The organism is Proteus alimentorum (genome assembly GCF_002607735.1).
GTDB lineage: Bacteria > Pseudomonadota > Gammaproteobacteria > Enterobacterales > Enterobacteriaceae > Proteus > Proteus alimentorum.
Genome location: NZ_NBVR01000018.1, coordinates 97,317 through 119,612 on the forward strand (window position 1 = coordinate 97,317; position 22,296 = coordinate 119,612).

Here is a 22,296-nt window from a genome sequence, read left to right on the forward strand (position 1 = left end):
AAGTGGTGTTCTCCTTAGGAAAAATGGTTCTCAATGAATAATTCAGATCAGGTAAAACAGCTTGAAGACGCCGTCTCACTTGCATTAGAGCTGGCAGCAAAACAATGTGATGGTGCTGAAGTCGCTATTAATAAATCGACGGGTATTAGTGTAAGTACGCGTTACGGTGAAGTTGAAAATGTTGAATTTAATAGTGATGGTGCTTTAGGTATTACCGTTTATCAACAACAACGTAAAGGTAGTGCATCTTCAACAGATTTAAGTCCTGATGCGATTAAGCGTGCTGTACAAGCCGCTGTGGATATTGCACGCTACACTTCAGTTGACCCCTATGCAGGGCCTGCGGATCAAGAGCTATTAGCGTTTGATGCGCCTTTCCTTGATCTTTACCATCCTACCGAAGTCACGGCAGATAAAGCGATTGAATTAGCATCAAGAGCAGAAAAAGCCGCTTTAGATAGCGATAGCCGTATTATTAATACTGAAGGGGGTAGCTTTAATAGCCACAGTGGAACCCGTGTATTTGGTAATAGTCTGGGCTTATTAAAAAGCTATTCATCTTCACGCTATTCTATGTCGAGTTGTGTTATTGCACGTGATGGTGAAGATATGGAGCGCGACTATGCTTACACCATTAGTCGTCGTTTTGATGATCTAGAATCACCCGAATGGGTAGGTCAAGAGTGCGCTCGCCGTACTTTATCTCGCCTTGCACCTCGTAAACTACCCACCATGAAAGCCCCCGTTATTTTTGCAGCCGATGTGGCGACAGGTATTTTCGGTCATTTGGTTGCGGCAATCAGTGGTAGCATGATTTATCGTGAATCTTCTTGTTTACTCGATAGCTTAGGTAAGCAAATTTTTCCTCAGTGGCTAAATATTCAAGAGCGTCCTCACTTAATGAGAGGCTTGGCATCAACACCGTTTGATAGCGAAGGTGTACGGACAACCAATGCTGACATCATTAAAGATGGCGTATTACAAGAGTGGTTATTAACCACATATTCAGCAAGAAAACTCGGTTTAAAAAGCAACGGCCATGCTGGTGGTATTCATAACTGGTATATCCCAGGACAAGGTTTATCGTTTGATGCGCTGTTAAAAGAGATGGGAACAGGCCTTGTTGTTACTGAATTGATGGGACAAGGCGTCAGTACAGTAACGGGTGATTACTCTCGTGGTGCGAGCGGTTTTTGGGTTGAAAACGGTGAAATTCAATATCCTGTTAGTGAAGTGACTATTGCGGGTAACTTAAAAGAGATGTGGGCGAATATTGCTACTATGGGTGATGATATTGAGATGCGCAGTAATGTTCAGTGTGGATCGTTGTTATTACCAGAAATGAGTATTGCAGGTGAGTAAATTTTAGACACTTATCACAACCTTTAATCTCAGCCCGCAATGGGCTGAGATATCGCGTTTATCCGTATGCTTTTCAATTTGATAAGATAAAAGTAAGACGCGAACCTTCAGCTATGCTTAACGGTGTAATTCACCCGCAGCTTCAGGTTGGTACAGAATTTCTAATACTTTAACCTTAGTCTCAAGGCCATTTGGCAGCTTCCAACTGATCTCATCATCAATGGCTAAACCCAGTAGTGCAGCCCCCATTGGTGCCATGACTGAAAGTTCAGTGGTACTGTCTTTTAATGAAGCGGGATACACTAAAGTACGAGTACGCTCTTCATTATTTTTTAAGTCCATAAAACGGACTTTGCTGTTCATTGTGACAATATTAGCAGGGATATCAGCTGGTGTAACAATGTCAGCACGATCTAATTCTTCATTCAATGCTTCAGCAATCGGGCTATCTGCAAATACCGGTTGTTCAAGTAATGAATCTAAACGTTCTGCATCAAGTTCGTTGATGATAATTGTTGGCTTTGTCATACCACACTCCAATTTATTCCAATGCAAAACAACACCCCCACGGGTGAGGTGGGGGTGTTGTTAAACTCATATAAGAGATAATAGGCGGTTCTGTATAAAAAAGAAAGAGACAGTGATCACAGTCTCTTTCGGGTTATTTAGTTAAGAAATGCTAATCTATTGTTTTTTATTACGATTATTCTTCATCAAACCCCGATTCAAATAATGCGATAATAGCATCAATAGCTTCATTTTCATCACTACCAGTGACTTCTATATCAATTTGACTGCCTTGCTCTGAATCTAACATCAGCATAGCAATCACACTATCCGCTTGTGCTTCAACCCCTTCGTTGTTGCGTAAAATGACGGTTGATTGAAATGTTTTTACTAAATCAAACAATTTCATTGCAGGTCTTGCATGCATACCAAGCCGATTTTTAATCGCAACTTGTCGATATTGGGTCATTTGCGTTTTTCTAGTGTTCTGTGGCGTGATTGTACGTTTTTCCCTCTAGAGCGGAAATAATCTGCAAGTTGCTCAGCAACATAAACAGAGCGGTGTTTACCTCCTGTACAACCAATCGCAACCGTCAAATAACTACGGTTATTGGTTTCTAACATCGGCAACCAAAGTTCAAGATAGCTTCTAGTTTGATAAATAAAGTTATGAACTTCAGTGTGTCTATCTAAAAATGCCGCGACAGGGCGATCAAGACCTGTCATTGGACGCAGTTTAGGATCCCAATGTGGATTGGGTAAGAATCGCACATCAAAAACATAGTCTGCATCAATAGGAATACCATGCTTAAAACCAAAGGATTCAAAAACCATCGTTAACTCACGCTCACGCTTACCTAATAAGCGAGTACGTAGCATTTCTGCTAGCTCATGAACTGACATTTCAGAGGTGTCAATGATGAGATCAGCGCGTGATCGCAATGGCTCAAGCAGATCACTTTCGGTATCAATGGCCATTTCTAACGAAAGATTCTTGGTTGAAAGCGGGTGAAGGCGTCGAGTATCACTATAACGACGAATTAAGGTATTTCTATCTGCGTCTAAAAATAAGAGTTGTGGAGAATATTCAGCGGGTAAACTTTCCAGCGCTTTTTCGAAGATCTCCGGCGACTCTGGCATATTTCGGACATCAATACTGACTGCGGCAGCAGAAGCATCACGTTCAGCCAGTGTTTTTGCGAGCTCAGGTAAAAGATCAACAGGTAAGTTATCAACACAATAAAATCCCATGTCTTCAAGCGCACGCAAAGCGACTGACTTACCTGAACCAGAGCGTCCGCTGACTATCATCAGCACCATGAGGTAGCTCCCCTATAATTTCCCAGTGATGAATATCATTCCACTGTATGCTATTCGCGTCCTACTAAACCCGTAGGGGTTATTCTGTGATAATCTGATAAAGCTCTTCATCACTTTGTGCGGAGCGTAGTCGGCGACATAAATTTTTGTCTGCCAACTGTTTTGCAATCAAAGACAGTGTGTGTAAATGTTCCTTACATTGTGTTGCAGGAACGAGTAATGCGAACAACAAGTCGACAGGTTGATTATCAATAGCGTCGAAGGCAATAGGTTCGCTTAGGTGAAGAAACACACCAACTACTTTTTCTGTTTCATCACTTTCAATACGTCCATGAGGGATCGCTAAACCACCCCCAATCCCTGTTGTACCGACTTTTTCACGCGTCAATAAGGCTTCAAATATCAGTGTTTCGGGTAAGTTAAGTGCTTTTGCTGCATTTTCACTGATAATTTCTAACGCGCGCTTTTTACTCGTGCAATGTACATCATTATGTGTACATGCCAGAGAAAGTACGTCGCTAATATTCATCTTTGTATCGTTGTTCATTGTCTTATTCACTTAGACCAGCAAACCAGATGCCACAAAGTGACATCTGGTTTTTCGTTACTGATATTGATTAGGCATTGGCTTAAACCGAGTCATAAACAACGCAGTAACTTCGCCGATTGTATCCCCATTTTACAATGGGAAATGAATTAATGTTGTCTCAGTTTATCTTTGTGTTTGGTTAATTGACGAGCCAGTTTATCCATTAATCCATCAATTGCTGCGTACATATCTTCTGCTTCTGCAGAGGCATGCAATTCACCGCCATTAACTTGAATGGTCGCTTCCGCGATTTTATTAACTTTCTCGACTTTCAGGATAACCTGAACGTTATTAATTTTGTCAAAGAACTGAGGTAATTTCGCGCTTTTTGCTTTGACGGTATCACGCAGAGCATCGGTTAATTCAATATTATGACCAGTGATTTGAAGTTCCATAGTGTCTTCCTTCTCAATTATGCTCAAACCAACTCTTTGCGTTGATTTGAAGGCGGGATGGATAATGACTCTCTATACTTCGCAACAGTGCGTCGAGCAACTTGTATTCCAAGTTCTGCAAGCATATCAGCCAGTTTACTATCACTAAGTGGTTTCGCTGGATTTTCTGCTGCGATTAGTTTCTTCACTAAAGCCCTGATTGCTGTTGAAGAGGCTTCGCCTCCGCTATCAGTATTCACATGGCTAGAGAAAAAATACTTCAATTCGAAAATTCCTCTTGGGCAATGCAAAAATTTTTGCGTTGTCACTCGAGAAATGGTGGATTCGTGCATTTCAACCTGTTCAGCAATATCTGCTAATACAAGAGGTTTCATATGCTCTTCACCCAATTCGAAAAATGCCTGCTGTGTGTCAACAATGCAATGAGCGACTTTTAATAATGTCTCATTACGGCTTTCTAAACTTTTTATCAGCCATTTGGCTTCTTGTAAATTGTCACGAATAAATTTTCCATCGCTTTCATTTTGAGCCGATTGACCCAAGGCGGCATAAGTCTCATTTATTCGTAGGCGAGGAATGCTATCTGTATTTAACTCAACTTGCCAGCGTTCACCTGATTTTTTTACCAGTATATCTGGAATAACATACTCTGACTCGCCTGTATCAATACTTAATCCAGGCTTAGGATCAAGAGACTGGATCATCTCAATAACAGATTTAAGTGTCTCTTCTCGTAACTTCGTTTGACGCATCAATTGACGAAAATCACGGTTACCTAGCAACTCTAAATATTGGCTAATGACTAACTGCGTTTCTTTAAGATAGGGTGTTTCTATTGAAAAAGCAGATAGCTGAATCAAAAGACACTCTTTCAAATCACGAGCAGCAACACCAATAGGATCAAAGCGTTGAATACGTTTTAATACGGCTTCGACTTCATCAAGCTCTAATTCATCATCGCCCATTCCAGCAAGGATGTCATCTGTTGTGACAGTTAAATATCCTGTTTCATCAATAGCATCGATAATACTTATCGCAATTGCTCTGTCTGTTTCTGAAAATGGCGTGAGATCAGCCTGCCATGTTAGATAATCTTGCAATGAGGCTGTTGTTTCACCTTGATACAGTGGAAGTTCATCATCAGTATAGTCATTACTGGTGCCAGAAGGTGTGCCTGCGGTGTAGAGTTCTTCCCATTGAGTATCTAACGGGAGATCATCCGGCATCTCTTTTTGTTCTAAAGCATCTAACGTGTCGAACTCTTCAACTTCGTTTTCAGTTGTTGTTTCTGTTGTAGAGTCTGACTGATCTTCTGTATGAGAAGTATCATCTGAAACGGGATCTTGTTGATCGTCGTCTTGTTCTAGAAGTGGATTAGACTCAAGCGCTTGCTGAATTTCTTGTTGTAATTCAAGCGTCGAAAGTTGCAACAAACGAATAGCCTGTTGTAGCTGTGGCGTCATTGCCAGTTGCTGACTAAGACGAAGTTGCAGACTTTGTTTCATAATAATGCGATGAGTCCTTTGCTGTTGTCATCCATGACAGAGTAAAAGTGAATCAAAGATTACAGGCGGAAGCCTTCACCTAAGTAAACACGTTTAACTTGCTCATTTTCAAGAATTTCTTCTGGTGAACCATGAGCGATAAGGTGACCTTGGCTGACGATATAAGCACGTTCGCACACATCTAATGTTTCACGAACGTTATGGTCAGTAATCAGTACACCTAATCCATAATCACGTAGATGCTGGATAATTTTTTTAATATCTAATACCGAAATAGGGTCAACACCCGCAAAAGGTTCATCTAATAAAATGAATTTAGGGTTTGCTGCCAATGCTCGTGCGATTTCAACACGGCGGCGTTCACCCCCTGATAATGATTGTCCTAAGCTGTTACGTAAGTGGCTGACATTAAACTCTTCTAACAGTTCTTCTGCGCGATCTTTTCGCTCTTCAGGCGTTAAATCATGGCGGATTTCTAAGATCCCCATAATGTTGTCATAAACGCTTAAGCGTCTAAAAATAGAGGCCTCTTGCGGAAGATAGCCAATGCCTTTACGTGCTCGTTCATGTAACGGTAACAGCGTAATGTCTTCATCATCAATTGTAATACTACCTGCATCACGAGCGACAATGCCAACAACCATATAGAAAGTGGTTGTTTTACCTGCACCATTTGGCCCAAGTAAGCCGACAATCTCACCTGAATTAACGTTCAGGCTTACATCACCGACAACGGTGCGCCCTTTGTATGCTTTTGCTAAATTTTCAGCTTTTAACAGCGCCATAAAGTGTTACTTACCTTTGTTGTTAACACCAGAACCTTTCTCTTGCAACTGGGAAGGCAGTAAAACAGTCGTCACTTGCTTACCTTTACCGCTAAAAGCTTCCATTTGCTGAGTTGGGACGAGATAAGTGATCTTATCACCAGTGATATTACTGTCTAATTGTTCAAGATAGGCTTTACCCGTTAAAGTCATTAACTCTTTATCCATTTCATAGGTCATTTTTTCGCCACGACCTTTGATAGGTTTGCCATCATCTTGTAACTGATAAAAAGTGACTGGATTACCAAATGCTTCTATTACAATCCTTTTGGAGTCACCACCTGGGCGTGTGACAACAACTTTATCAGCACGAATATCGATAGAACCTTGTTTGATCACAACATTTTGCGTAAAGGTTGTGACGTTTTTTTCTAGATCAAGCGACTGTTTCTCTGAGTTCACAACAATAGGTTGTTGCGTGTCATCTTTAAGCGCCATCGCAGGCACACTTATCGCTAAAAGTGTACCAATAATCAGTGTATTACGGATTTTTTGATTCATTAGGGATCTCATAATAGGTGTTTACCTTTTCAATCAGCTCTGCACGTTTCTCGCGCAGATTGCCTCGCATTTTTAAGCCGACTGATTTCAGTCCGACGCCGATAATAGTCACTTCATCATCAGAGGAAACATCCTGTGTATCCAAATTTGCGATAGCGTTGTCTGTGCTTATTCTCTGTAGTTGAGAGTCATCCGTTAAGCTATCAATTTGAACATCGCCATAAAGATAGAGCATTTTACTGTTTGTTAGCTTGGCTTTATTTGCGCGTACTGTCCATGTTGCATCCCCTGTCGGTGAATAGGTGGTTAAGACAGGGTTAGTAAACCATGTAAACTTTTGCTGAGCATAATTTTTGACATCATCAGCAACAAGTTTATATCCGAGTATACCCGTTGGCTCGTAAACAAAAGATATCGATGATTTGGATTGATAGGTCGGCTGACCATCATCAACAATCTCACCATCACCGAACTCAGTGTTATTAGTGTAGTTCCAGCCAATCAGCCCAAGGGCGATAATGGCAAGAATTAAGGTAAACCAGGATTTTAATTTATTCATTCTGTATCGTTATACGTTAAATCGAAAGACCTTTAGCTTCTTCAAGCCGACCTTGCGCTAAAAGGATTAAATCACATAATTCTCGTACTGCACCACGCCCACCCGCAATGCGAGTTACATAATTAGCACGAGGTGTAAGTAATGGATGAGCATCAGCCACGGCGACAGAAAGTCCCACTTTTTCCATTACAGGTAAATCAATCAGGTCGTCACCAATATAGGCTGTTTGTTCAGGTTTAAGGTTTAGTGTATCTAACAGTTGTTGATACGCCAAAAGCTTATTATGCTGACCTTGGTAAAGATATGTAATGCTAAGGGTTTTAGCGCGATCTTCTAACAGTTTAGACTGACGACCTGTAATGATAGCAACCTCGATGCCAGATGTAAGCAAGCAACGGATGCCATACCCATCGCGGACATTAAAGGCTTTTAATTCTTCGCCATTATTGCCCATGTAAATGAGTCCGTCTGACATCACACCATCAACATCACAAATCAGCAATTGGATTTTTTCTGCTTTTTTGATGATTTGCTCACTTACTGCACCATAACAAGTTTCTATCATTGTATTCATTTTTATCCTTCGAACGTTATGACTATCTTATACAACACCAGCCTGTAATAAATCATGCATATGTAAAACACCTAACAGGATATCACTATCTTGTTCTGTTACTAATAGCGAGGTGATATGTTTTGCTTGCATTAAATTCAGGGCTTCAACTGCCAAACAATCTGGGCGAATACGAATACCGCCTCTTGTCATGACATCTGAGATTTTGGCATTGTTCAGATCTATCCCTAAATCAAATATTCTTCGTAAGTCACCGTCTGTAAAGATACCGTTGATCAGCATACTATCATCGCAAATGACGGTCATACCTAATTTTTTACGGGTTATCTCAACAAGTGCTTCACGTAGAGTGGCATCTTTAGTGACACGTGGAATGTCTTCATCTTTGTTCATTAAATCACTGACATGAAGGAGTAATTTACGGCCTAATGCCCCTCCCGGATGAGATAGCGCGAAATCTTCAGCAGTAAATCCACGGGCACGCAAAAGTGCGATGGCTAATGCATCTCCCATCACTAAAGTTGCTGTTGTACTGGTTGTTGGTGCAAGCCCTAAAGGACAGGCTTCTTTAGGCACTTTGATACAAAGATGAATATCAGACGCTTTCCCCATTGTACTTTGAGGAGTGCGTGTCATACAAATCAGTGTTATCTGTTTACGTTTAAGTACCGGAATAAGTGCGAGGATCTCGCTGGCTTCACCTGAGTTTGAAATCGCCAAAACAATATCTTTTTCTGTCACCATACCTAAGTCGCCATGGCTGGCTTCACCGGGATGAACAAAGAAAGATGGTGTTCCTGTGCTGGCGAATGTTGCGGCAATTTTATGTCCAATATGGCCAGATTTACCCATACCCATGACAATGACTCGACCTTGGCAGTGGAAAATTTTTTCACAGGCAAGAGTGAAGTCATCATTGATGTATTGTTCTAGTTCAGCTAACCCATCACGCTCAATATGAAGGACTTTTTTACCCGCTTGCTGAAAATCAAACTCGGTCATTTTTTTGTACCATTTATTTTAGGTTAAGAGAGAATGTGCGACGCACAACACCGTAATATAAACAATAAAGCAAACTAATAAGAATATCCCTTTTCCTCGATTAAGGCGCTGTTTTCGCCCTAATGAAAAAATGGAAAACAGTAAACTAGCCACACCAAGTACAGCAAAACTAAAATAAAATGTATCGAGGTTAAATGCACTTGGTGAGAGTAATGCAGGCATTCCTAGCACAAAAGTGAGATTAAAAATATTAGCACCGATAATATTTCCTAAGGCTAATTCATTTTCACGTCTTAATGCTGCCACAATGGTTGTCGCTAATTCTGGTAGACTTGTGCCAATAGATAGCAAAGTTAAACCAACAAAAAAACCACTGAGATGATACCGCTGCATTAAAATAAAGACATTATCTAATATCATTTGAGTCGCAACGGGAATAATAATTAAAGCAACCACAATCCAAAAGAGCGCAACGGAATTACGAGGATTTGTCTGTAATTCAAAACGCGTTAAGGTTTCTAAAGGTAACACATGACGCTCTTGTGATAGTGTTTTATGCATCGTTTTTATCATTAGAAAAATGGAAGCAAAACCAATAAAAAAGAGCAGGGTGCCTTCTCTAAGCCCTAAATTTCCATTAGAAACAATAATGCCGACTAATATGATGACTATAATCATCAAAGGAAGCTCTTTTTTTAGCACTGCGGACTGAATGTTCATGGGGTAAATCATCGCGCCAATACCCGCGATGAGGAGAAGGTTGGTGAGTGTAGAGCCAATAGCTGTTCCGATAGCGATATCAGGTAAATTATGAACAGCGGCATCAGTTGAAACAAAAAGCTCAGGCAGTGAAGTACCAGTACCTACGATTAAGATCCCGATAACGGCTGGCGGGATTTTTAACGATTGCGCAAAAACGCTCGCACCATAGACTAATCGGTCTGATGCATAAACGAGTAACATCAATCCAAAAATTAAAAGAGACAAAGTAATCAACATGCCATCAGTTTTCCAACAATGAGCGAATAAAGAAAAAACCAATAAGACAGGGCTGATAAAAAAACATATTGTCAAAAGGTTTTGCTAATTAACCATATTTTGACTAGCCAAGCACGAAAAGTAAAATTAACCGTGCACTATTTTGCTAAATAGTGGTGATTTCTTTGTAACATAGCGAATGACCTGCCAAAATAGCGTAAAAATTCGTTGATGCAGACAGGCTTGAGGATGTTTTATTCATGAACGCACAATCTGACAATCTAATTGAAGTGCGCAATATGAACTTCACTCGCGGTAGCAGAAAGATCTTCTCTGAGATCAATCTTGTTGTACCGAGAGGAAAAGTGACTGCGATTATGGGCCCTTCAGGGATTGGTAAAACAACCTTGTTACGCCTAATGGGAGGACAAATCCTTCCTGATAGTGGTGAAATTTGGTTCGATGGTGACAATATTCCTGCGCTATCACGTTCTGCGTTGTATCAGGCAAGAAAGAAAATGAGTATGCTTTTTCAATCAGGTGCACTGTTCACAGACATGAATGTGTTTGAAAATGTGGCATTTCCACTAAGAGAACATACAAATTTACCTGAAGCATTGATCCGTACAACGGTGATGATGAAACTTGAAGCCGTGGGTTTACGTGGTGCAGCAAGTTTAATGCCTTCTGAATTATCAGGAGGTATGGCAAGAAGGGCCGCATTAGCAAGAGCTATTGCGCTTGATCCTGAACTGATTATGTTTGATGAGCCTTTTGTTGGACAAGATCCTATTACAATGGGGGTGCTTGTTAAGTTAATTGATGAGTTAAATCATGCGCTCGGTGTGACTTGTGTTGTGGTTTCCCATGATGTACCTGAAGTGTTAAGTATCGCAGATTATGCCTATATTGTTGCGGAGCAGAAAGTCATTGCTCAAGGCAGTGCACAAGAATTACAGGATAATCCAAATAGGCAAGTAAGACAGTTTTTAGATGGTATTGCTGATGGCCCTGTACCTTTCCGTTTTCCTGCGGGAGATTATCAGGACGACCTATTAGGACGAGGAAATTAGTACGTGGTAAATTTATTATCTCGCATTGGCGCTAGAGCATTGGCGATTTTTGCAACCTTCGGTAGAGCCGGCATTATGCTCTTTCGGGCGTTAGTGGGTAAGCCTGAATTTCGTAAACAGTGGCCTCTTTTACTGAAGCAATTGTATAACGTTGGTGTTCAATCTTTATTAATTATCATGGTGTCTGGTCTATTTATTGGCATGGTGTTGGGATTACAAGGCTATCTTGTTTTAACAACCTTTAGTGCTGAAGCTAGTCTTGGCATGATGGTCGCACTCTCATTGTTAAGAGAATTAGGCCCAGTCGTCACCGCATTATTATTTGCAGGTCGCGCGGGCTCAGCCTTAACTGCTGAAATCGGCTTAATGAAAGCCACAGAACAAATTTCTAGTTTAGAAATGATGGCCGTCGATCCTTTAAGACGTGTTGTTGCGCCCCGTTTTTGGGCGGGTCTTATTAGTATGCCATTGCTTTCACTTATTTTTGTCGCTATCGGTATTTGGGGTGGTGCAATTGTGGGTGTGGATTGGAAAGGGATCGATGAAGGCTTTTTCTGGGCATCTATGCAGGGTGCCGTTGAATGGCGACTCGATTTAGTGAACTGCTTTATTAAAAGTGTCGTTTTTGCCATTACCGTCACTTGGATAGCGCTCTTTAACGGGTATGACGCAATCCCAACATCAGAAGGGATTAGCAGAGCAACAACACGTACTGTTGTTCATTCATCGTTAGCCGTATTGGGTTTAGATTTTGTGCTAACAGCACTGATGTTTGGGAACTAAGTCATGCAAAGTAAAAAAATTGAAGTTTGGGTTGGTCTATTTGTTCTGATTGCGTTAGCTGCCGTGATTTTCTTATGCCTTAAAGTCGCTGATATTAAAGAAATGGGTAATCAACCGACTTATCGCGTTTATGCCAGCTTCGGTAATATTGGTGGGTTAAAAGAGCGCTCTCCAGTTAAGATTGGTGGTGTGGTGATTGGGCGTGTTTCTTCTATTACCTTAAAAGAAGAAGATGAAGGGAACTATCGTCCTGAAGTTGCGCTCGATATTCTGAGTATTTACGATCACATTCCAGAAAGTAGCTCATTGTCTATTCGTACATCGGGTTTATTAGGTGAGCAGTTCCTTGCATTGAATTTAGGTTTTTATGATGAAGCCTTAGATTCTACTCTGTTAAAAGACGGAGGACGCATCACAAACACCAATTCAGCAATGGTGCTAGAAGACCTTATTGGTCAATTCCTTTATAAAACGGGTGATGGTGATGATTCAGCTAAATCTGAATCTAAACCGACAGAAGAACACTCTGCATTACCCTAATCATTAATTCCTATACGATGCACTTATACATTTAGCTAAATTTAGCGTAATAAATGCATCGTATTATTGAAACTCTATTTGAGGAGAAGCGAACGTATGTTTAAACGCTTATTGATGGTCGCACTATTAGTGATAACGCCTTTTGCAATGGCGGTAGATAAAACCAATCCTTACGCATTGATGGAAGATGCGGCACAAAAGACCTTTAGTCAATTAAAAAATGAACAGCCTGAAATTCGTAAAAACCCTGAAGTTTTACGTCAAATTGTTCAGCAAGAATTACTGCCTTATGTACATATTAAATATGCGGGTGCATTAGTGTTAGGGCCACATTATCGTAATGCAACCCCTGCGCAACGTGATGCTTATTTCACTGCATTTGAAGCGTATCTTGCTCAAGTTTATGGTCAAGCATTAGCGATGTATGAAGGCCAAGAATACCGTATTGAGCCTGCAAAACCTTTCGCAGACAAATCAACGCTAACGATTCGTGTCACCATTATTGATACAAATGGTCGCCCACCTGTCCGCCTTGATTTTCAATGGCGTAAAAACAGCAAAACAGGCGAATGGCAAGCTTATGATATGATTGCTGAAGGTGTCAGCATGATCACCACAAAACAGAATGAGTGGTCAGATATTTTAAATTCTAAAGGTGTTGATGGTTTAACAAAACAGTTAGAAATCAGTGCTAAAACACCAATCACTCTGGATGAGAAAAAATAACATGTCAGCTTCGTTAAATTGGGAAAAAAAGGATAGTGCCCTCTATTTCCAAGGAACGTTAGATCGTGAAACGTTGTTACCTGCTTGGCAGCAACGTAAAGTATTATTAGCTGATATTGATATCATAGATATTTCTGCCTTAGAACATATTGATTCAACCGGATTGGCACTTTTTGTTCACTTAAAAGCAGAAATGGAAGCGCAAAATCGTCAATTTATTATTCAAGGTGCCAGTGAGCGTTTTCAGACCTTAATTACACTCTATGATCTTGATGAAATTATGAATATTGCCTAATACAGAGTTTGAGCAAAGGTATTAAAAAGCCCCCTTCGTGATACTTTTATCATTAAGGGGGTTTTTGATGGTTTAAGAGTAGAGCGGATTCCATTAGGATAGACGACTGATTATTATTTTAACGTTGAGATTGAGCAATTATGGATACAAATGAAATCAAACAAGTATTAATGGACAGCCTGTCTTTAGATGAAGTCATCGTCAATGGTGACGGTAGTCATTTTCAAGTTGTCGTTGTTGGCGCAATGTTTGAGGGAATGAGCAGAGTAAAACAACAACAAACCATTTATGCCCCTTTGATGGAATATATCGCAGATAATCGTATTCACGCTTTGTCTATTAAAGCCTACACACCTGAAGAGTGGAAGAGAGATCGTAAACTTAACGGGCTTTGATTCAGTAGGTATACAGCGTACAGCAAAATAAAAAGAGAGTTCTACAGATGGATAAATTTAGAGTACAAGGGCCAACCTGTTTATCAGGTGAGGTCACTATTTCAGGCGCAAAAAATGCCGCACTACCAATCCTGTTCGCTGCGATCCTTGCCGAAGAGCCAGTAGAATTAACCAATGTTCCTAAATTAAAAGATATCGACACAACGATTAAGTTACTTAATCGTTTAGGAACTCATGTTGAACGTAATGGCTCTGTTTTCGTTGATGCTCGTAATATTAATGAATTTTGTGCTCCTTACGAGTTAGTAAAAACCATGCGTGCTTCAATTTGGGCTTTAGGTCCGCTGGTGGCTCGTTTTGGTCAAGGTCAGGTTTCTTTACCGGGTGGCTGTGCCATTGGTGCTCGTCCTGTTGATCTTCATATTACAGGTTTAGAGCAATTAGGCGCTGAGATCACACTGGATGAAGGTTATGTAAAAGCACGTGTTGATGGGCGTTTAAAAGGCGCACATATTGTCATGGATAAAGTGAGCGTGGGTGCCACTATCACGATTATGACTGCGGCGGTATTAGCTGAAGGCAAAACGATTATTGAGAATGCAGCAAGAGAGCCTGAAATTGAAGATACGGCAAACTTCCTCAATACATTAGGTGCCAAAATTAGCGGTGCAGGTACAGATAGCATTACTATTGAAGGCGTAGAGCGTCTTGGTGGTGGTACTTATCAAATCCTACCGGATCGTATTGAAACAGGGACTTTCTTAGTTGCAGCGGCAGTTTCTCGTGGTCGTGTTATGTGTCGTAATGCTAAACCGGATACGTTAGATGCTGTGTTGGCAAAATTACGTGAAGCAGGCGCTGATATTGACGTGGGTGAAGATTGGATAAGCCTTGATATGCATGGTAAACGCCCTAAAGCGGTAACATTGCGTACTGCGCCACATCCGGGTTTTCCAACTGATATGCAAGCACAATTTAGCCTTTTAAACTTAGTGGCTGAAGGCGCAGGAATGATCACTGAAACCATTTTTGAAAATCGTTTTATGCACATTCCTGAGTTAATCCGTATGGGTGCTCACGCTGAAATCGAAAGTAATACGGTGTTATGCCACGGTGTTGAAAAACTTTCCGGCGCACAAGTGATGGCAACGGATTTACGTGCTTCTGCAAGCTTAGTCCTTGCAGGTTGTATTGCTGAAGGCACAACCATTGTTGATCGTATTTATCATATCGATCGTGGTTATGAAAATATTGAAGCTAAATTACAAGGCTTAGGGGCAAAAATCGAACGTTTGCACTCGAATGACTAATTTATTTTAGTTATCTTTTTTAGCCATTTAAAACCATAGTACATTGTTGTGCTATGGTTTTTTTTTGTGCATTAGTTCAACAGAACTCTCAACAGAATAGGACAATTCATAAAGCATTTCTTTCGTGGCAAGATACAGTAAGAAAAATAGGCCTGTTTTAGAGAAATAGCTATGAGCTAAAAGGAAGGAACATATATGCAGGTAACAAGGAAACAAGAGCGCCTAATTCGTCAAGCATTGGATGAATGGCAACAATCTGGCGAAATTTCAGAACAAGAACATCAGCAGTTAAGAAGTACGTTGCATCGTATTCCTTTTGATTGGAAAAGATTAAGTCGCTATGCATTTTGGATAGCAATGGTCTGTTTGATTATCGCCGCAGGGAGTATCTTTAGTGATAGCGCATTGGTCTATTACCTTATTGAACTCTTCAGTGTCTCTGAAATTATGCGCGTGATCTCTCCTGCACTTATTGCTTCAGCGCTCTACTTCTGGGGATTTAAACGTCAGCGAAAAGAAATACAGTGGCACTATAGTACTGAATTTATTCTCTTTTTAGGCGTGATGTTTACGGCGATTTTTCTTTGGCAACTGGGAGAATTACTGGATACAGGAAGCGGTCATATTGCCCCTCTCTTTTTAATTGGCTGTGCTATTTATGGTTCAATTGGTTTTATCAGTCGTTCATCGCTAGTGTGGCTATTTTTCCTTTTAATGCTAGGAAATTGGTTTGGTGCTGAAACAGGGTATATGTCAGGCTGGGGCGCTTATTGGTTAGGGATGAACTATCCTATCCGCTTTGTCTTCTTTGGCGCAGTATTATTAGCAGGCTGTTATTTCCTACAAAATGTATTGGTACACCGTCGCTTATTTACCATGACAAAAATAATGGGACTCACTTATCTGTTTATTGCGCTATGGATCATGTCTATTTTTGGTAATTACGATCCTGATACTTGGTATCGTACTTCAAGTGTGAATTTGTTGCCTTGGGCACTGTTATTTGGCGTGGCTTCTGTTATTTGTATTTATATTAGCCTTAAAACAGATGACGGCATGTTAAGAGGTTTTGGTTTGACTTTCCTTGGTATCAATCTCTATACCCGTTTCTTTGAATACTTCTGGGACAGTTTACACAGTGCGATTTTCTTCTTTATTTTAGCTATTTCACTTATTTGGATTGGACGGAAAGCTGAAAAAATTTGGCATACTGTTGAAAACAACACGTTCACAGGCAAACCGAGTAAAAATGAATAACGTACTGTTTTATTTACTATCGTAATAGGAGATTACTTTGATAGAAAAACGCAGTTGTCACCTTCCTTTAGAAGTGAGTTGTGTTGCTTGCCACTATCTTGTTTTTAAAGATAAAGATGAAGCTTTTTTTGAGATTTGCCCAGTTTGTGGTTGGCAAAATGATGGCACAAAAGAAGGAGAGTACAGCGGTTGTAATCACAGTACATTAGAAGATTATCGTAATACAGAAATCTTTAAAGAAAGCTGCTCGCAAAGTGCAACGTTTTATATGAAATCTCCCTATTAGCTAAAAATAGGGAGATTTTTTGCTAGTTATGATTCTGGTTGGTATTCAGAGATCGTGACATCAACATTGATCTCATTACCTTCTCGTAATAGCGTGACAGGTAAAACCGTACCGGGGCGTGTTTCTGCAATGTAATCCATCATTTCCATCGCGGAAGTCGCTGGCGCATGATTAATGCTAAGGATGATATCGCCAGTTTTTATTCCTGCTTTATCCGCTGGGCCATTTGGTGTGATCCTAAAAATACGCAATCCTTGAATTTGCTTAATATCTGTATTGGATGAGCGAATTCTTGGTAATTCTTTTGCTGTGATACCAATAAAGCCACGGATAACACGACCATCACGAATTAGCTTATTCATAATTTTAACAGCAAGTTCGGTCGGAATGGCGAAGCCTAATCCTTCTGCTGTAGGGCGGTATCCGTTATAGGTTCCTGAATCAAACGTCATGGTATTAATGCCCACCAGTTCACCTTCAGTATTAATTAGCGCACCACCAGAGTTACCTTCATTAATTGAGGCATCTGTTTGTAGAAAATTTTGGTAACGGGTTGGGCTTAATCCAACGCGCCCCGTCGCACTGATGATCCCTTGTGTAATAGTTTGCCCAATATTAAATGGGTTACCAATAGCCAGCACAACATCACCAACATGAGAAATTCGTTTAGTATTAATGGGGATCGTCGGGAGCTTATCGGCATCAATTTTTAATACTGCAAGATCGGTTAAGGGATCAGAACCAACAAGTAAGCCTTCATAAAGATCACCATTTTGGAGCGCGATAAGGATCTGATCGGCATTATTAATAACATGTTGATTCGTTAAAATATAACCACGACCATCCATAATGACGCCAGCGCCTAAAGATGTTAGCTCACGGCCTTCTTGAGAAAAGCTGCCCATTGTACTGCTATAAACATTAACAACCGCAGGGGCTGCTCGTCGCACCGCGGTGTTATAGCTAAAAGGCGCATTAAGAAAATCGCCATTAAGTAGGCGTTCAATAAAAATAGGGCGAATTGAAGGAACTGCAATCAAAAGAATTGCTGCTGTGAGAAGACCAATTAGAGTTGAGCGCAGTAACTTAGTTAACATAAAAATCCTGTATTTATGTCTGACTGTGAAATTATTCGCGTAAGAGCGGTGAGAATAACATAGTTTAACTTATGAAAGCATCGCTCAGCGCATAAAATCCCCTTTTAAGCCAATGACTCTTATCAAAAAGAGGTATAAAAAAAGCCCTATAACGGAAATTATAGGGCCAAAGAAATCAATAAATTAGATAGGTGAAAAGCTTACTTCTTAGCGCGGTGTATTACGTAACAGCAGGTAAATTTCTTCATTACCACGCTGAATATTCAATGCAAGAACAGGCGGTTTAGCATCAATTGCTTTGCGTAAATCGCCCAGTGATGTAATTGGCGTATTATTGATACCAATAATAAGGTCGCCTTTCTGTAAACCAGATGCCGCAGCTGCGGAATCTTTCTCAACAGAATCAACAGCAACTGCTTTAACTTGTTTGTTTAAGTAGTTACTTAATGTGGCACCTTGTAGTGCAGGAGAAAAGTTATCTGCGCGTGTTGCATCGGCCGATTGTTTCTCTAATGTCACTTTAACATCCATTGATTTACCTTGACGGATTAAGCCAATCAGGATCTCTTTACCCGGTGGTGTCGTACCCACTTTAGCTCTTAATTCAGCAAAGCTATTGATACGTTTACCATCAACTGAAATTAAAACGTCACCCGGTTTGATGCCTGCTTTTGCAGCGGATGAATCTGGCATTACTTCGCTAACAAAAGCACCGCGTTGTGCATCAATATTAAAGGATTTCGCCAGATCAGAATTCATTTCTGTACCACGAATACCTAAGATGCCACGTTTAACTTCACCATGCGAAATCAGTTGTTGGCTAAGATCACGCGCCATATTACTTGGAATAGCGAAGCCGATACCGATATTGCCACCACCCGGTGCTAAAATAGCGGTGTTAATTCCGATTAACTCGCCATTTAAGTTAACGAGTGCACCACCAGAGTTACCACGGTTGATTGATGCATCGGTCTGGATAAAGTTCTCTAAACCTTCAAGATTTAAACCGCTACGACCTAATGCGGAAATAATACCAGATGTTGCTGTTTGGCCTAAACCAAATGGGTTACCTACTGCAACCGCAAAGTCACCAACACGCAATTGGTCAGAGTCCGCCATTTTAATTGCGGTTAAGTTAGTTGGTTTTTCAATTTGCAGTAAGGCGATATCTGTTTGTGGATCGCTACCAATTAATTTTGCACTAAATTCACGACCATCATTAATTTGTAGTTGAATTTTATCTGCACCATCAACAACATGGTTGTTTGTTAATACATAGCCTTTTTGTGCATCAATAATGACGCCAGAGCCCAAGCCTTCAAAAGGGCGAATACTTTGTTGTTGTGATGGGAAATTGGGGCCAAAGAAGAATTTGAACTCTTCAGGCACTTGCTGGCTTTGTACTCGTGTTCCTGAAACGTGCACACTGACGACAGCAGGTAACACTTTTTCTAACATCGGTGCAAGGCTTGGCAGTTGCTCGCCTGATGGCATAACCGCAGGCAGTGCGGCCATACTGGTTGCTGGAATAGTAGAGAGTGAAAGTCCGACACTCATTGCTAATGCACTAAGTAATAATTTTCTTTTTTTAGTCAACATGAATTAGAGTCTCTTGATACAGTTATCAAAATAAAAGTTATTGCTCAAAATGAGCGCGATGTCACTAAGACCTGTACTGACAAAGGAAAGTTCATTAAGACATGATGTGCTTTGCTTCCTTTTACACGGATTTACAAGACAAAAGCTATCTTTAAAACCATAGCAAATAATTGTCATTTTATGATGTTTATGAGAAAGAAAAAACGCCACAAAAATGTGGCGTTTTAAGATTAACTGTCTTTTTTCTCTGTGGGTCTGAACAATCCAGACGCCCCTTCGGAGTAATCACGAGGCGGCATTTTTATTGGAGATTGATCATTCGCGGCTTCTGATTCACTTAATCGGTAATTAAACGGATTTTCTTGAGCAGGCATATCAGGCATGAGCTCATTAGAGCTTTTTGCCATATGTTGATAAAGCTGACGGTAATCTTTCGCCATGTTATCTAATAGTTCAGCACTTCTAGCAAAGTGGCTGACAAGCTCATTGCGATAAGTATCAAGTTCTTCTTTTTTCGTGTCTAACTCTGCTTTGATAGCATCTTGTTGGCGAAGGGTGCTGTTACCGTAACGCATTGCAAGTGCGCCGATAATAAGACCGACAACTAATCCAATCAGTGCATAAACCCAAACCATGGCAACTCCTTTTCATCTAATAGTGAGGACGATGGATTCTTATAACATCATAACCGCTAAAAGGCATGGGTGGAATAATATCCTTAAGCTTAATATAAAATTCGTGTGTTACGTTGATGTTAAAACAATTCTTAATGCTTATAATAGAGCCATTCGACAGACACAAATCAGTATGTCAGAAAATTAAGGATAAGAGGGCATTCATGACTGTTAGTACGCCGTTATCACTTTATGAAGCCGCATTAAAGCAAGGTGATTATCAACCTGATGATGTTCAGCGAAAAACTGTTCTCCATCTTCAACAGATCTACCATGCATTATTAAAAGAGACTCCACCAGAAAAAAATTCGCTAACACAACGATTATTCGGGCGAATTCGCACAAAAAAACAGATTGTTGCACCAGAACGTGGTTTATATATGTGGGGGGGGGTTGGACGAGGTAAAACATGGTTGATGGATATGTTTTATCAAAGTTTGCCGACAGAACGAAAGCTTCGCTTACACTTCCATCGCTTTATGTTACGTGTTCAAGAAGAGTTGAAAAACTTACAAGGTCATGAAAACCCGCTAGAAATTATTGCTGATGGCTTTAAAGTGCAAACCGATGTGCTCTGTTTTGATGAGTTTTTTGTTTCTGATATTACTGATGCAATGATTTTAGGTACCTTGCTTGAAGCGTTATTTGCCAGAGGTATCACGCTAGTTGCAACATCAAATATTCCACCTGACGAGCTTTACCGTAATGGATTGCAACGTTCTCGTTTTTTACCTGCAATAGAACAGATCAAACACCATTGCGATATTTTAAATGTCGATGCAGGTATTGATTATCGTCTTAGAACATTAACACAAGCGCATCTTTTTTTATCTCCTCTTAACGATGAAAATCGTCAAGAAATGGACAGAATTTTCATGCACTTGGCAACCAGTGAACCGCAAGTTGATTGTACTTTAACCATCAATCATCGCCCGATGAAAGTAAGAAAAGCCTCTAGTGGGGTCCTTGCTATAAATTTTTCAACTTTGTGTATGGAACCCCGTAGTCAGCTTGATTACATTGAGCTTTCTAAGCATTACCACTCTGTTTTGTTATATGACATGGAACAAATGGGAACATTAAATGAAGATGCTGCGCGTCGGTTTTTAGCGCTTGTTGATGAGTTTTATGAGCGTAAGGTGAAACTTATTATTAATGCAAATGTAGAAATGAACGAGATTTATCAAGGTGATTTTCTGCGTTTTGAATATCAACGTTGCTTATCTCGTTTACAAGAGATGCAAAGTGAAGAATATTTAGTACAACCCCATCTCGCTTAATGTTTAATTCTTGAAGAAAGTCATCTTTCATTATGGTAGGATGACGCAGGTTAAGTTGCTTGATGTTTTTTTCTATGAGAATAGAACGCATTAGGCAGCTTACAAGCGCTCTGGAAAGGAACAATTCTTCTCTTCAGGTAGCAAGAATTTATCAGTCAAATCAGAAAAAAGTGCCAGATTCGTTTTTTTCGCTGAAATATTGAAAAAGAATTCAATTGTTTTTCAATTATGACTCGATTTTTTTTTCTGACTTCTCTATAATCTTGCGACCCCACGTTGCAGCAAGTTTTTTATTTCCCAAAAAACTCGCATTTTAGAGTCAGCAGTGCTACTCGAAGGGGTAGGTTTGCTGGACACAAGAGTCGTGTGAACCTCAATAGTATTTGAACCGAGCGTTCACCAACGTGTAACTAAACATTGGGTAATTTTCAATAATGAAAACTTTTACAGCTAAACCAGAAACCGTAAAACGCGACTGGTACGTTGTTGATGCAGACGGCAAAACTTTAGGCCGTTTAGCAACTGAAATTGCTAGCCGTTTACGCGGTAAGCACAAAGCGGAATACACTCCGCACGTTGATACTGGTGATTACATCATCGTTTTAAACGCTGAGAAAGTAGCGGTAACTGGTCATAAACGTACTGACAAAGTTTACTACCGTCATACTGGTCACGTAGGTGGTATCAAACAAGCGACTTTCGAAGAGATGATCGCCCGTAGTCCTGAGCGTGTAATCGAAATCGCGGTAAAAGGCATGCTGCCAAAAGGGCCTCTGGGTCGTGCGATGTACCGTAAACTGAAAGTTTACGCAGGATCTGAGCACAACCACGCGGCACAACAACCGCAAGTTCTGGACATTTAATC

At 40.4% G+C, this 22,296-nt stretch carries 27 protein-coding genes; 12 read left to right on the plus strand and 15 right to left on the minus strand.

What is annotated here, in order from left to right; genetic code table 11:
• Window positions 1-33 precede the first annotated feature (33 nt).
• Window positions 34-1,362 (plus strand): metalloprotease PmbA, encoded by a 1,329-nt coding sequence (gene pmbA, locus B6258_RS03395; RefSeq protein ID WP_099074088.1) that lies wholly within the window; start codon window positions 34-36, stop codon window positions 1,360-1,362.
• A gap of 117 nt (window positions 1,363-1,479) precedes the next feature.
• On the opposite strand, the gene rnk is transcribed toward pmbA, so the two are convergent.
• The 12 genes from rnk to B6258_RS03455 form a co-directional block, all read right to left on the minus strand.
• Window positions 1,480-1,890, minus strand: a complete 411-nt coding sequence (rnk, locus tag B6258_RS03400) for a nucleoside diphosphate kinase regulator (protein ID WP_099074089.1) — start codon at window positions 1,888-1,890, stop codon at window positions 1,480-1,482.
• Between the two features lie 175 nt (window positions 1,891-2,065).
• Complete coding sequence (npr, locus tag B6258_RS03405; protein ID WP_006535359.1) at window positions 2,066-2,338, minus strand: PTS phosphocarrier protein NPr; 273 nt, start codon at window positions 2,336-2,338, stop codon at window positions 2,066-2,068.
• A complete protein-coding gene (gene rapZ / locus B6258_RS03410; protein ID WP_023582880.1) occupies window positions 2,335-3,189 on the minus strand; it encodes an RNase adapter RapZ in 855 nt (284 codons plus the stop codon). The genes npr and rapZ overlap by 4 nt, the downstream gene beginning before the upstream one ends.
• Window positions 3,190-3,268: 79 nt before the next feature.
• Entirely contained in the window at window positions 3,269-3,736 is a 468-nt protein-coding gene (ptsN, locus tag B6258_RS03415; RefSeq protein ID WP_023582879.1) for a PTS IIA-like nitrogen regulatory protein PtsN, read from the minus strand.
• A gap of 149 nt (window positions 3,737-3,885) precedes the next feature.
• A complete protein-coding gene (hpf, locus tag B6258_RS03420) occupies window positions 3,886-4,173 on the minus strand; it encodes a ribosome hibernation promoting factor (protein WP_036913954.1) in 288 nt (95 codons plus the stop codon).
• 23 nt (window positions 4,174-4,196) lie between these two features.
• The gene (gene rpoN / locus B6258_RS03425; RefSeq protein WP_099074090.1) at window positions 4,197-5,678 is read right to left on the minus strand and encodes an RNA polymerase factor sigma-54; all 1,482 of its coding nucleotides are present in this window, start codon (window positions 5,676-5,678) and stop codon (window positions 4,197-4,199) included.
• Window positions 5,679-5,737: 59 nt separating this feature from the next.
• Complete coding sequence (lptB, locus tag B6258_RS03430) at window positions 5,738-6,463, minus strand: LPS export ABC transporter ATP-binding protein (RefSeq protein WP_006535352.1); 726 nt, start codon at window positions 6,461-6,463, stop codon at window positions 5,738-5,740.
• Window positions 6,464-6,469: 6 nt separating this feature from the next.
• Window positions 6,470-7,003, minus strand: a complete 534-nt coding sequence (lptA, locus tag B6258_RS03435) for a lipopolysaccharide ABC transporter substrate-binding protein LptA (RefSeq protein WP_099074091.1) — start codon at window positions 7,001-7,003, stop codon at window positions 6,470-6,472.
• A complete protein-coding gene (lptC, locus tag B6258_RS03440; RefSeq protein ID WP_075671457.1) occupies window positions 6,984-7,562 on the minus strand; it encodes an LPS export ABC transporter periplasmic protein LptC in 579 nt (192 codons plus the stop codon). Before lptC ends, lptA begins: the two co-directional genes overlap by 20 nt.
• Before the next feature lie 16 nt (window positions 7,563-7,578).
• A complete protein-coding gene (gene kdsC, locus B6258_RS03445) occupies window positions 7,579-8,136 on the minus strand; it encodes a 3-deoxy-manno-octulosonate-8-phosphatase KdsC (RefSeq protein WP_099074092.1) in 558 nt (185 codons plus the stop codon).
• Window positions 8,137-8,163: 27 nt separating this feature from the next.
• Window positions 8,164-9,138 carry an arabinose-5-phosphate isomerase KdsD gene (gene kdsD, locus B6258_RS03450; RefSeq protein WP_099074093.1) on the minus strand — a complete coding sequence of 325 codons (975 nt, stop codon included), beginning with the start codon at window positions 9,136-9,138 and terminating at the stop codon, window positions 8,164-8,166.
• Between the two features lie 18 nt (window positions 9,139-9,156).
• Window positions 9,157-10,137 (minus strand): calcium/sodium antiporter, encoded by a 981-nt coding sequence (locus B6258_RS03455; RefSeq protein WP_099074094.1) that lies wholly within the window; start codon window positions 10,135-10,137, stop codon window positions 9,157-9,159.
• 239 nt (window positions 10,138-10,376) lie between these two features.
• On the opposite strand from B6258_RS03455, the gene mlaF reads away from it, so the two are divergent.
• The 9 genes from mlaF to B6258_RS03500 all read left to right on the plus strand — a co-directional run bounded on the left by mlaF (window position 10,377) and on the right by B6258_RS03500 (window position 16,781).
• Window positions 10,377-11,189, plus strand: coding sequence for a phospholipid ABC transporter ATP-binding protein MlaF (mlaF, locus tag B6258_RS03460; RefSeq protein WP_072063774.1), 813 nt, complete (start codon window positions 10,377-10,379; stop codon window positions 11,187-11,189).
• A gap of 3 nt (window positions 11,190-11,192) precedes the next feature.
• Window positions 11,193-11,972: a lipid asymmetry maintenance ABC transporter permease subunit MlaE gene (gene mlaE / locus B6258_RS03465; RefSeq protein WP_099074095.1), complete on the plus strand. Its 780-nt coding sequence runs from the start codon at window positions 11,193-11,195 to the stop codon at window positions 11,970-11,972.
• A 3-nt stretch (window positions 11,973-11,975) separates the two neighbouring features.
• Window positions 11,976-12,512, plus strand: a complete 537-nt coding sequence (gene mlaD, locus B6258_RS03470; RefSeq protein ID WP_099074096.1) for an outer membrane lipid asymmetry maintenance protein MlaD — start codon at window positions 11,976-11,978, stop codon at window positions 12,510-12,512.
• A 96-nt stretch (window positions 12,513-12,608) separates the two neighbouring features.
• Window positions 12,609-13,238, plus strand: coding sequence for a phospholipid-binding protein MlaC (gene mlaC / locus B6258_RS03475; protein ID WP_099074097.1), 630 nt, complete (start codon window positions 12,609-12,611; stop codon window positions 13,236-13,238).
• A gap of 1 nt (window position 13,239) precedes the next feature.
• Window positions 13,240-13,533, plus strand: coding sequence for a lipid asymmetry maintenance protein MlaB (gene mlaB / locus B6258_RS03480; protein WP_099074098.1), 294 nt, complete (start codon window positions 13,240-13,242; stop codon window positions 13,531-13,533).
• A gap of 140 nt (window positions 13,534-13,673) precedes the next feature.
• On the plus strand, window positions 13,674-13,928 hold the full coding sequence (ibaG, locus tag B6258_RS03485) for a BolA family iron metabolism protein IbaG (protein ID WP_006535338.1): 255 nt from the start codon (window positions 13,674-13,676) through the stop codon (window positions 13,926-13,928).
• A gap of 47 nt (window positions 13,929-13,975) precedes the next feature.
• Window positions 13,976-15,238, plus strand: coding sequence for a UDP-N-acetylglucosamine 1-carboxyvinyltransferase (murA, locus tag B6258_RS03490; protein WP_099074099.1), 1,263 nt, complete (start codon window positions 13,976-13,978; stop codon window positions 15,236-15,238).
• Between the two features lie 195 nt (window positions 15,239-15,433).
• Complete coding sequence (locus B6258_RS03495) at window positions 15,434-16,495, plus strand: DUF2157 domain-containing protein (RefSeq protein ID WP_099074100.1); 1,062 nt, start codon at window positions 15,434-15,436, stop codon at window positions 16,493-16,495.
• Between the two features lie 37 nt (window positions 16,496-16,532).
• Window positions 16,533-16,781 (plus strand): CPCC family cysteine-rich protein, encoded by a 249-nt coding sequence (locus tag B6258_RS03500; RefSeq protein WP_099074101.1) that lies wholly within the window; start codon window positions 16,533-16,535, stop codon window positions 16,779-16,781.
• Between the two features lie 26 nt (window positions 16,782-16,807).
• Here B6258_RS03500 and degS read toward each other — a convergent pair whose 3' ends face one another.
• The 3 genes from degS to zapG form a co-directional block, all read right to left on the minus strand.
• Entirely contained in the window at window positions 16,808-17,878 is a 1,071-nt protein-coding gene (degS, locus tag B6258_RS03505) for an outer membrane-stress sensor serine endopeptidase DegS (protein ID WP_099074102.1), read from the minus strand.
• Window positions 17,879-18,085: 207 nt separating this feature from the next.
• A complete protein-coding gene (degQ, locus tag B6258_RS03510) occupies window positions 18,086-19,477 on the minus strand; it encodes a serine endoprotease DegQ (protein ID WP_099074103.1) in 1,392 nt (463 codons plus the stop codon).
• A 230-nt stretch (window positions 19,478-19,707) separates the two neighbouring features.
• Window positions 19,708-20,112: a Z-ring associated protein ZapG gene (gene zapG, locus B6258_RS03515; protein WP_099074104.1), complete on the minus strand. Its 405-nt coding sequence runs from the start codon at window positions 20,110-20,112 to the stop codon at window positions 19,708-19,710.
• Window positions 20,113-20,315: 203 nt separating this feature from the next.
• Here zapG and zapE point away from each other — a divergent pair, with 203 nt between their 5' ends.
• Window positions 20,316-21,431, plus strand: a complete 1,116-nt coding sequence (zapE, locus tag B6258_RS03520) for a cell division protein ZapE (protein WP_099074105.1) — start codon at window positions 20,316-20,318, stop codon at window positions 21,429-21,431.
• Between the two features lie 434 nt (window positions 21,432-21,865).
• Window positions 21,866-22,294: a 50S ribosomal protein L13 gene (gene rplM / locus B6258_RS03525; protein WP_006535327.1), complete on the plus strand. Its 429-nt coding sequence runs from the start codon at window positions 21,866-21,868 to the stop codon at window positions 22,292-22,294.
• Window positions 22,295-22,296: the final 2 nt, after the last annotated feature.

What these genes read in the sequence shown, in the direction of transcription:
- pmbA (WP_099074088.1), top strand. Translation starts at nt 34, where the DNA reads ATGAATAATTCAGATCAGGTAAAACAGCTTGAAGACGCCGTCTCACTT.
- rnk (WP_099074089.1), bottom strand. Translation starts at nt 1,890, where the DNA reads ATGACAAAGCCAACAATTATCATCAACGAACTTGATGCAGAACGTTTA.
- npr (WP_006535359.1), bottom strand. Translation starts at nt 2,338, where the DNA reads ATGACCCAATATCGACAAGTTGCGATTAAAAATCGGCTTGGTATGCAT.
- rapZ (WP_023582880.1), bottom strand. Translation starts at nt 3,189, where the DNA reads ATGGTGCTGATGATAGTCAGCGGACGCTCTGGTTCAGGTAAGTCAGTC.
- ptsN (WP_023582879.1), bottom strand. Translation starts at nt 3,736, where the DNA reads ATGAACAACGATACAAAGATGAATATTAGCGACGTACTTTCTCTGGCA.
- hpf (WP_036913954.1), bottom strand. Translation starts at nt 4,173, where the DNA reads ATGGAACTTCAAATCACTGGTCATAATATTGAATTAACCGATGCTCTG.
- rpoN (WP_099074090.1), bottom strand. Translation starts at nt 5,678, where the DNA reads ATGAAACAAAGTCTGCAACTTCGTCTTAGTCAGCAACTGGCAATGACG.
- lptB (WP_006535352.1), bottom strand. Translation starts at nt 6,463, where the DNA reads ATGGCGCTGTTAAAAGCTGAAAATTTAGCAAAAGCATACAAAGGGCGC.
- lptA (WP_099074091.1), bottom strand. Translation starts at nt 7,003, where the DNA reads ATGAATCAAAAAATCCGTAATACACTGATTATTGGTACACTTTTAGCG.
- lptC (WP_075671457.1), bottom strand. Translation starts at nt 7,562, where the DNA reads ATGAATAAATTAAAATCCTGGTTTACCTTAATTCTTGCCATTATCGCC.
- kdsC (WP_099074092.1), bottom strand. Translation starts at nt 8,136, where the DNA reads ATGAATACAATGATAGAAACTTGTTATGGTGCAGTAAGTGAGCAAATC.
- kdsD (WP_099074093.1), bottom strand. Translation starts at nt 9,138, where the DNA reads ATGACCGAGTTTGATTTTCAGCAAGCGGGTAAAAAAGTCCTTCATATT.
- B6258_RS03455 (WP_099074094.1), bottom strand. Translation starts at nt 10,137, where the DNA reads ATGTTGATTACTTTGTCTCTTTTAATTTTTGGATTGATGTTACTCGTT.
- mlaF (WP_072063774.1), top strand. Translation starts at nt 10,377, where the DNA reads ATGAACGCACAATCTGACAATCTAATTGAAGTGCGCAATATGAACTTC.
- mlaD (WP_099074096.1), top strand. Translation starts at nt 11,976, where the DNA reads ATGCAAAGTAAAAAAATTGAAGTTTGGGTTGGTCTATTTGTTCTGATT.
- mlaC (WP_099074097.1), top strand. Translation starts at nt 12,609, where the DNA reads ATGTTTAAACGCTTATTGATGGTCGCACTATTAGTGATAACGCCTTTT.
- mlaB (WP_099074098.1), top strand. Translation starts at nt 13,240, where the DNA reads ATGTCAGCTTCGTTAAATTGGGAAAAAAAGGATAGTGCCCTCTATTTC.
- ibaG (WP_006535338.1), top strand. Translation starts at nt 13,674, where the DNA reads ATGGATACAAATGAAATCAAACAAGTATTAATGGACAGCCTGTCTTTA.
- murA (WP_099074099.1), top strand. Translation starts at nt 13,976, where the DNA reads ATGGATAAATTTAGAGTACAAGGGCCAACCTGTTTATCAGGTGAGGTC.
- B6258_RS03495 (WP_099074100.1), top strand. Translation starts at nt 15,434, where the DNA reads ATGCAGGTAACAAGGAAACAAGAGCGCCTAATTCGTCAAGCATTGGAT.
- degS (WP_099074102.1), bottom strand. Translation starts at nt 17,878, where the DNA reads ATGTTAACTAAGTTACTGCGCTCAACTCTAATTGGTCTTCTCACAGCA.
- degQ (WP_099074103.1), bottom strand. Translation starts at nt 19,477, where the DNA reads ATGTTGACTAAAAAAAGAAAATTATTACTTAGTGCATTAGCAATGAGT.
- zapG (WP_099074104.1), bottom strand. Translation starts at nt 20,112, where the DNA reads ATGGTTTGGGTTTATGCACTGATTGGATTAGTTGTCGGTCTTATTATC.
- zapE (WP_099074105.1), top strand. Translation starts at nt 20,316, where the DNA reads ATGACTGTTAGTACGCCGTTATCACTTTATGAAGCCGCATTAAAGCAA.
- rplM (WP_006535327.1), top strand. Translation starts at nt 21,866, where the DNA reads ATGAAAACTTTTACAGCTAAACCAGAAACCGTAAAACGCGACTGGTAC.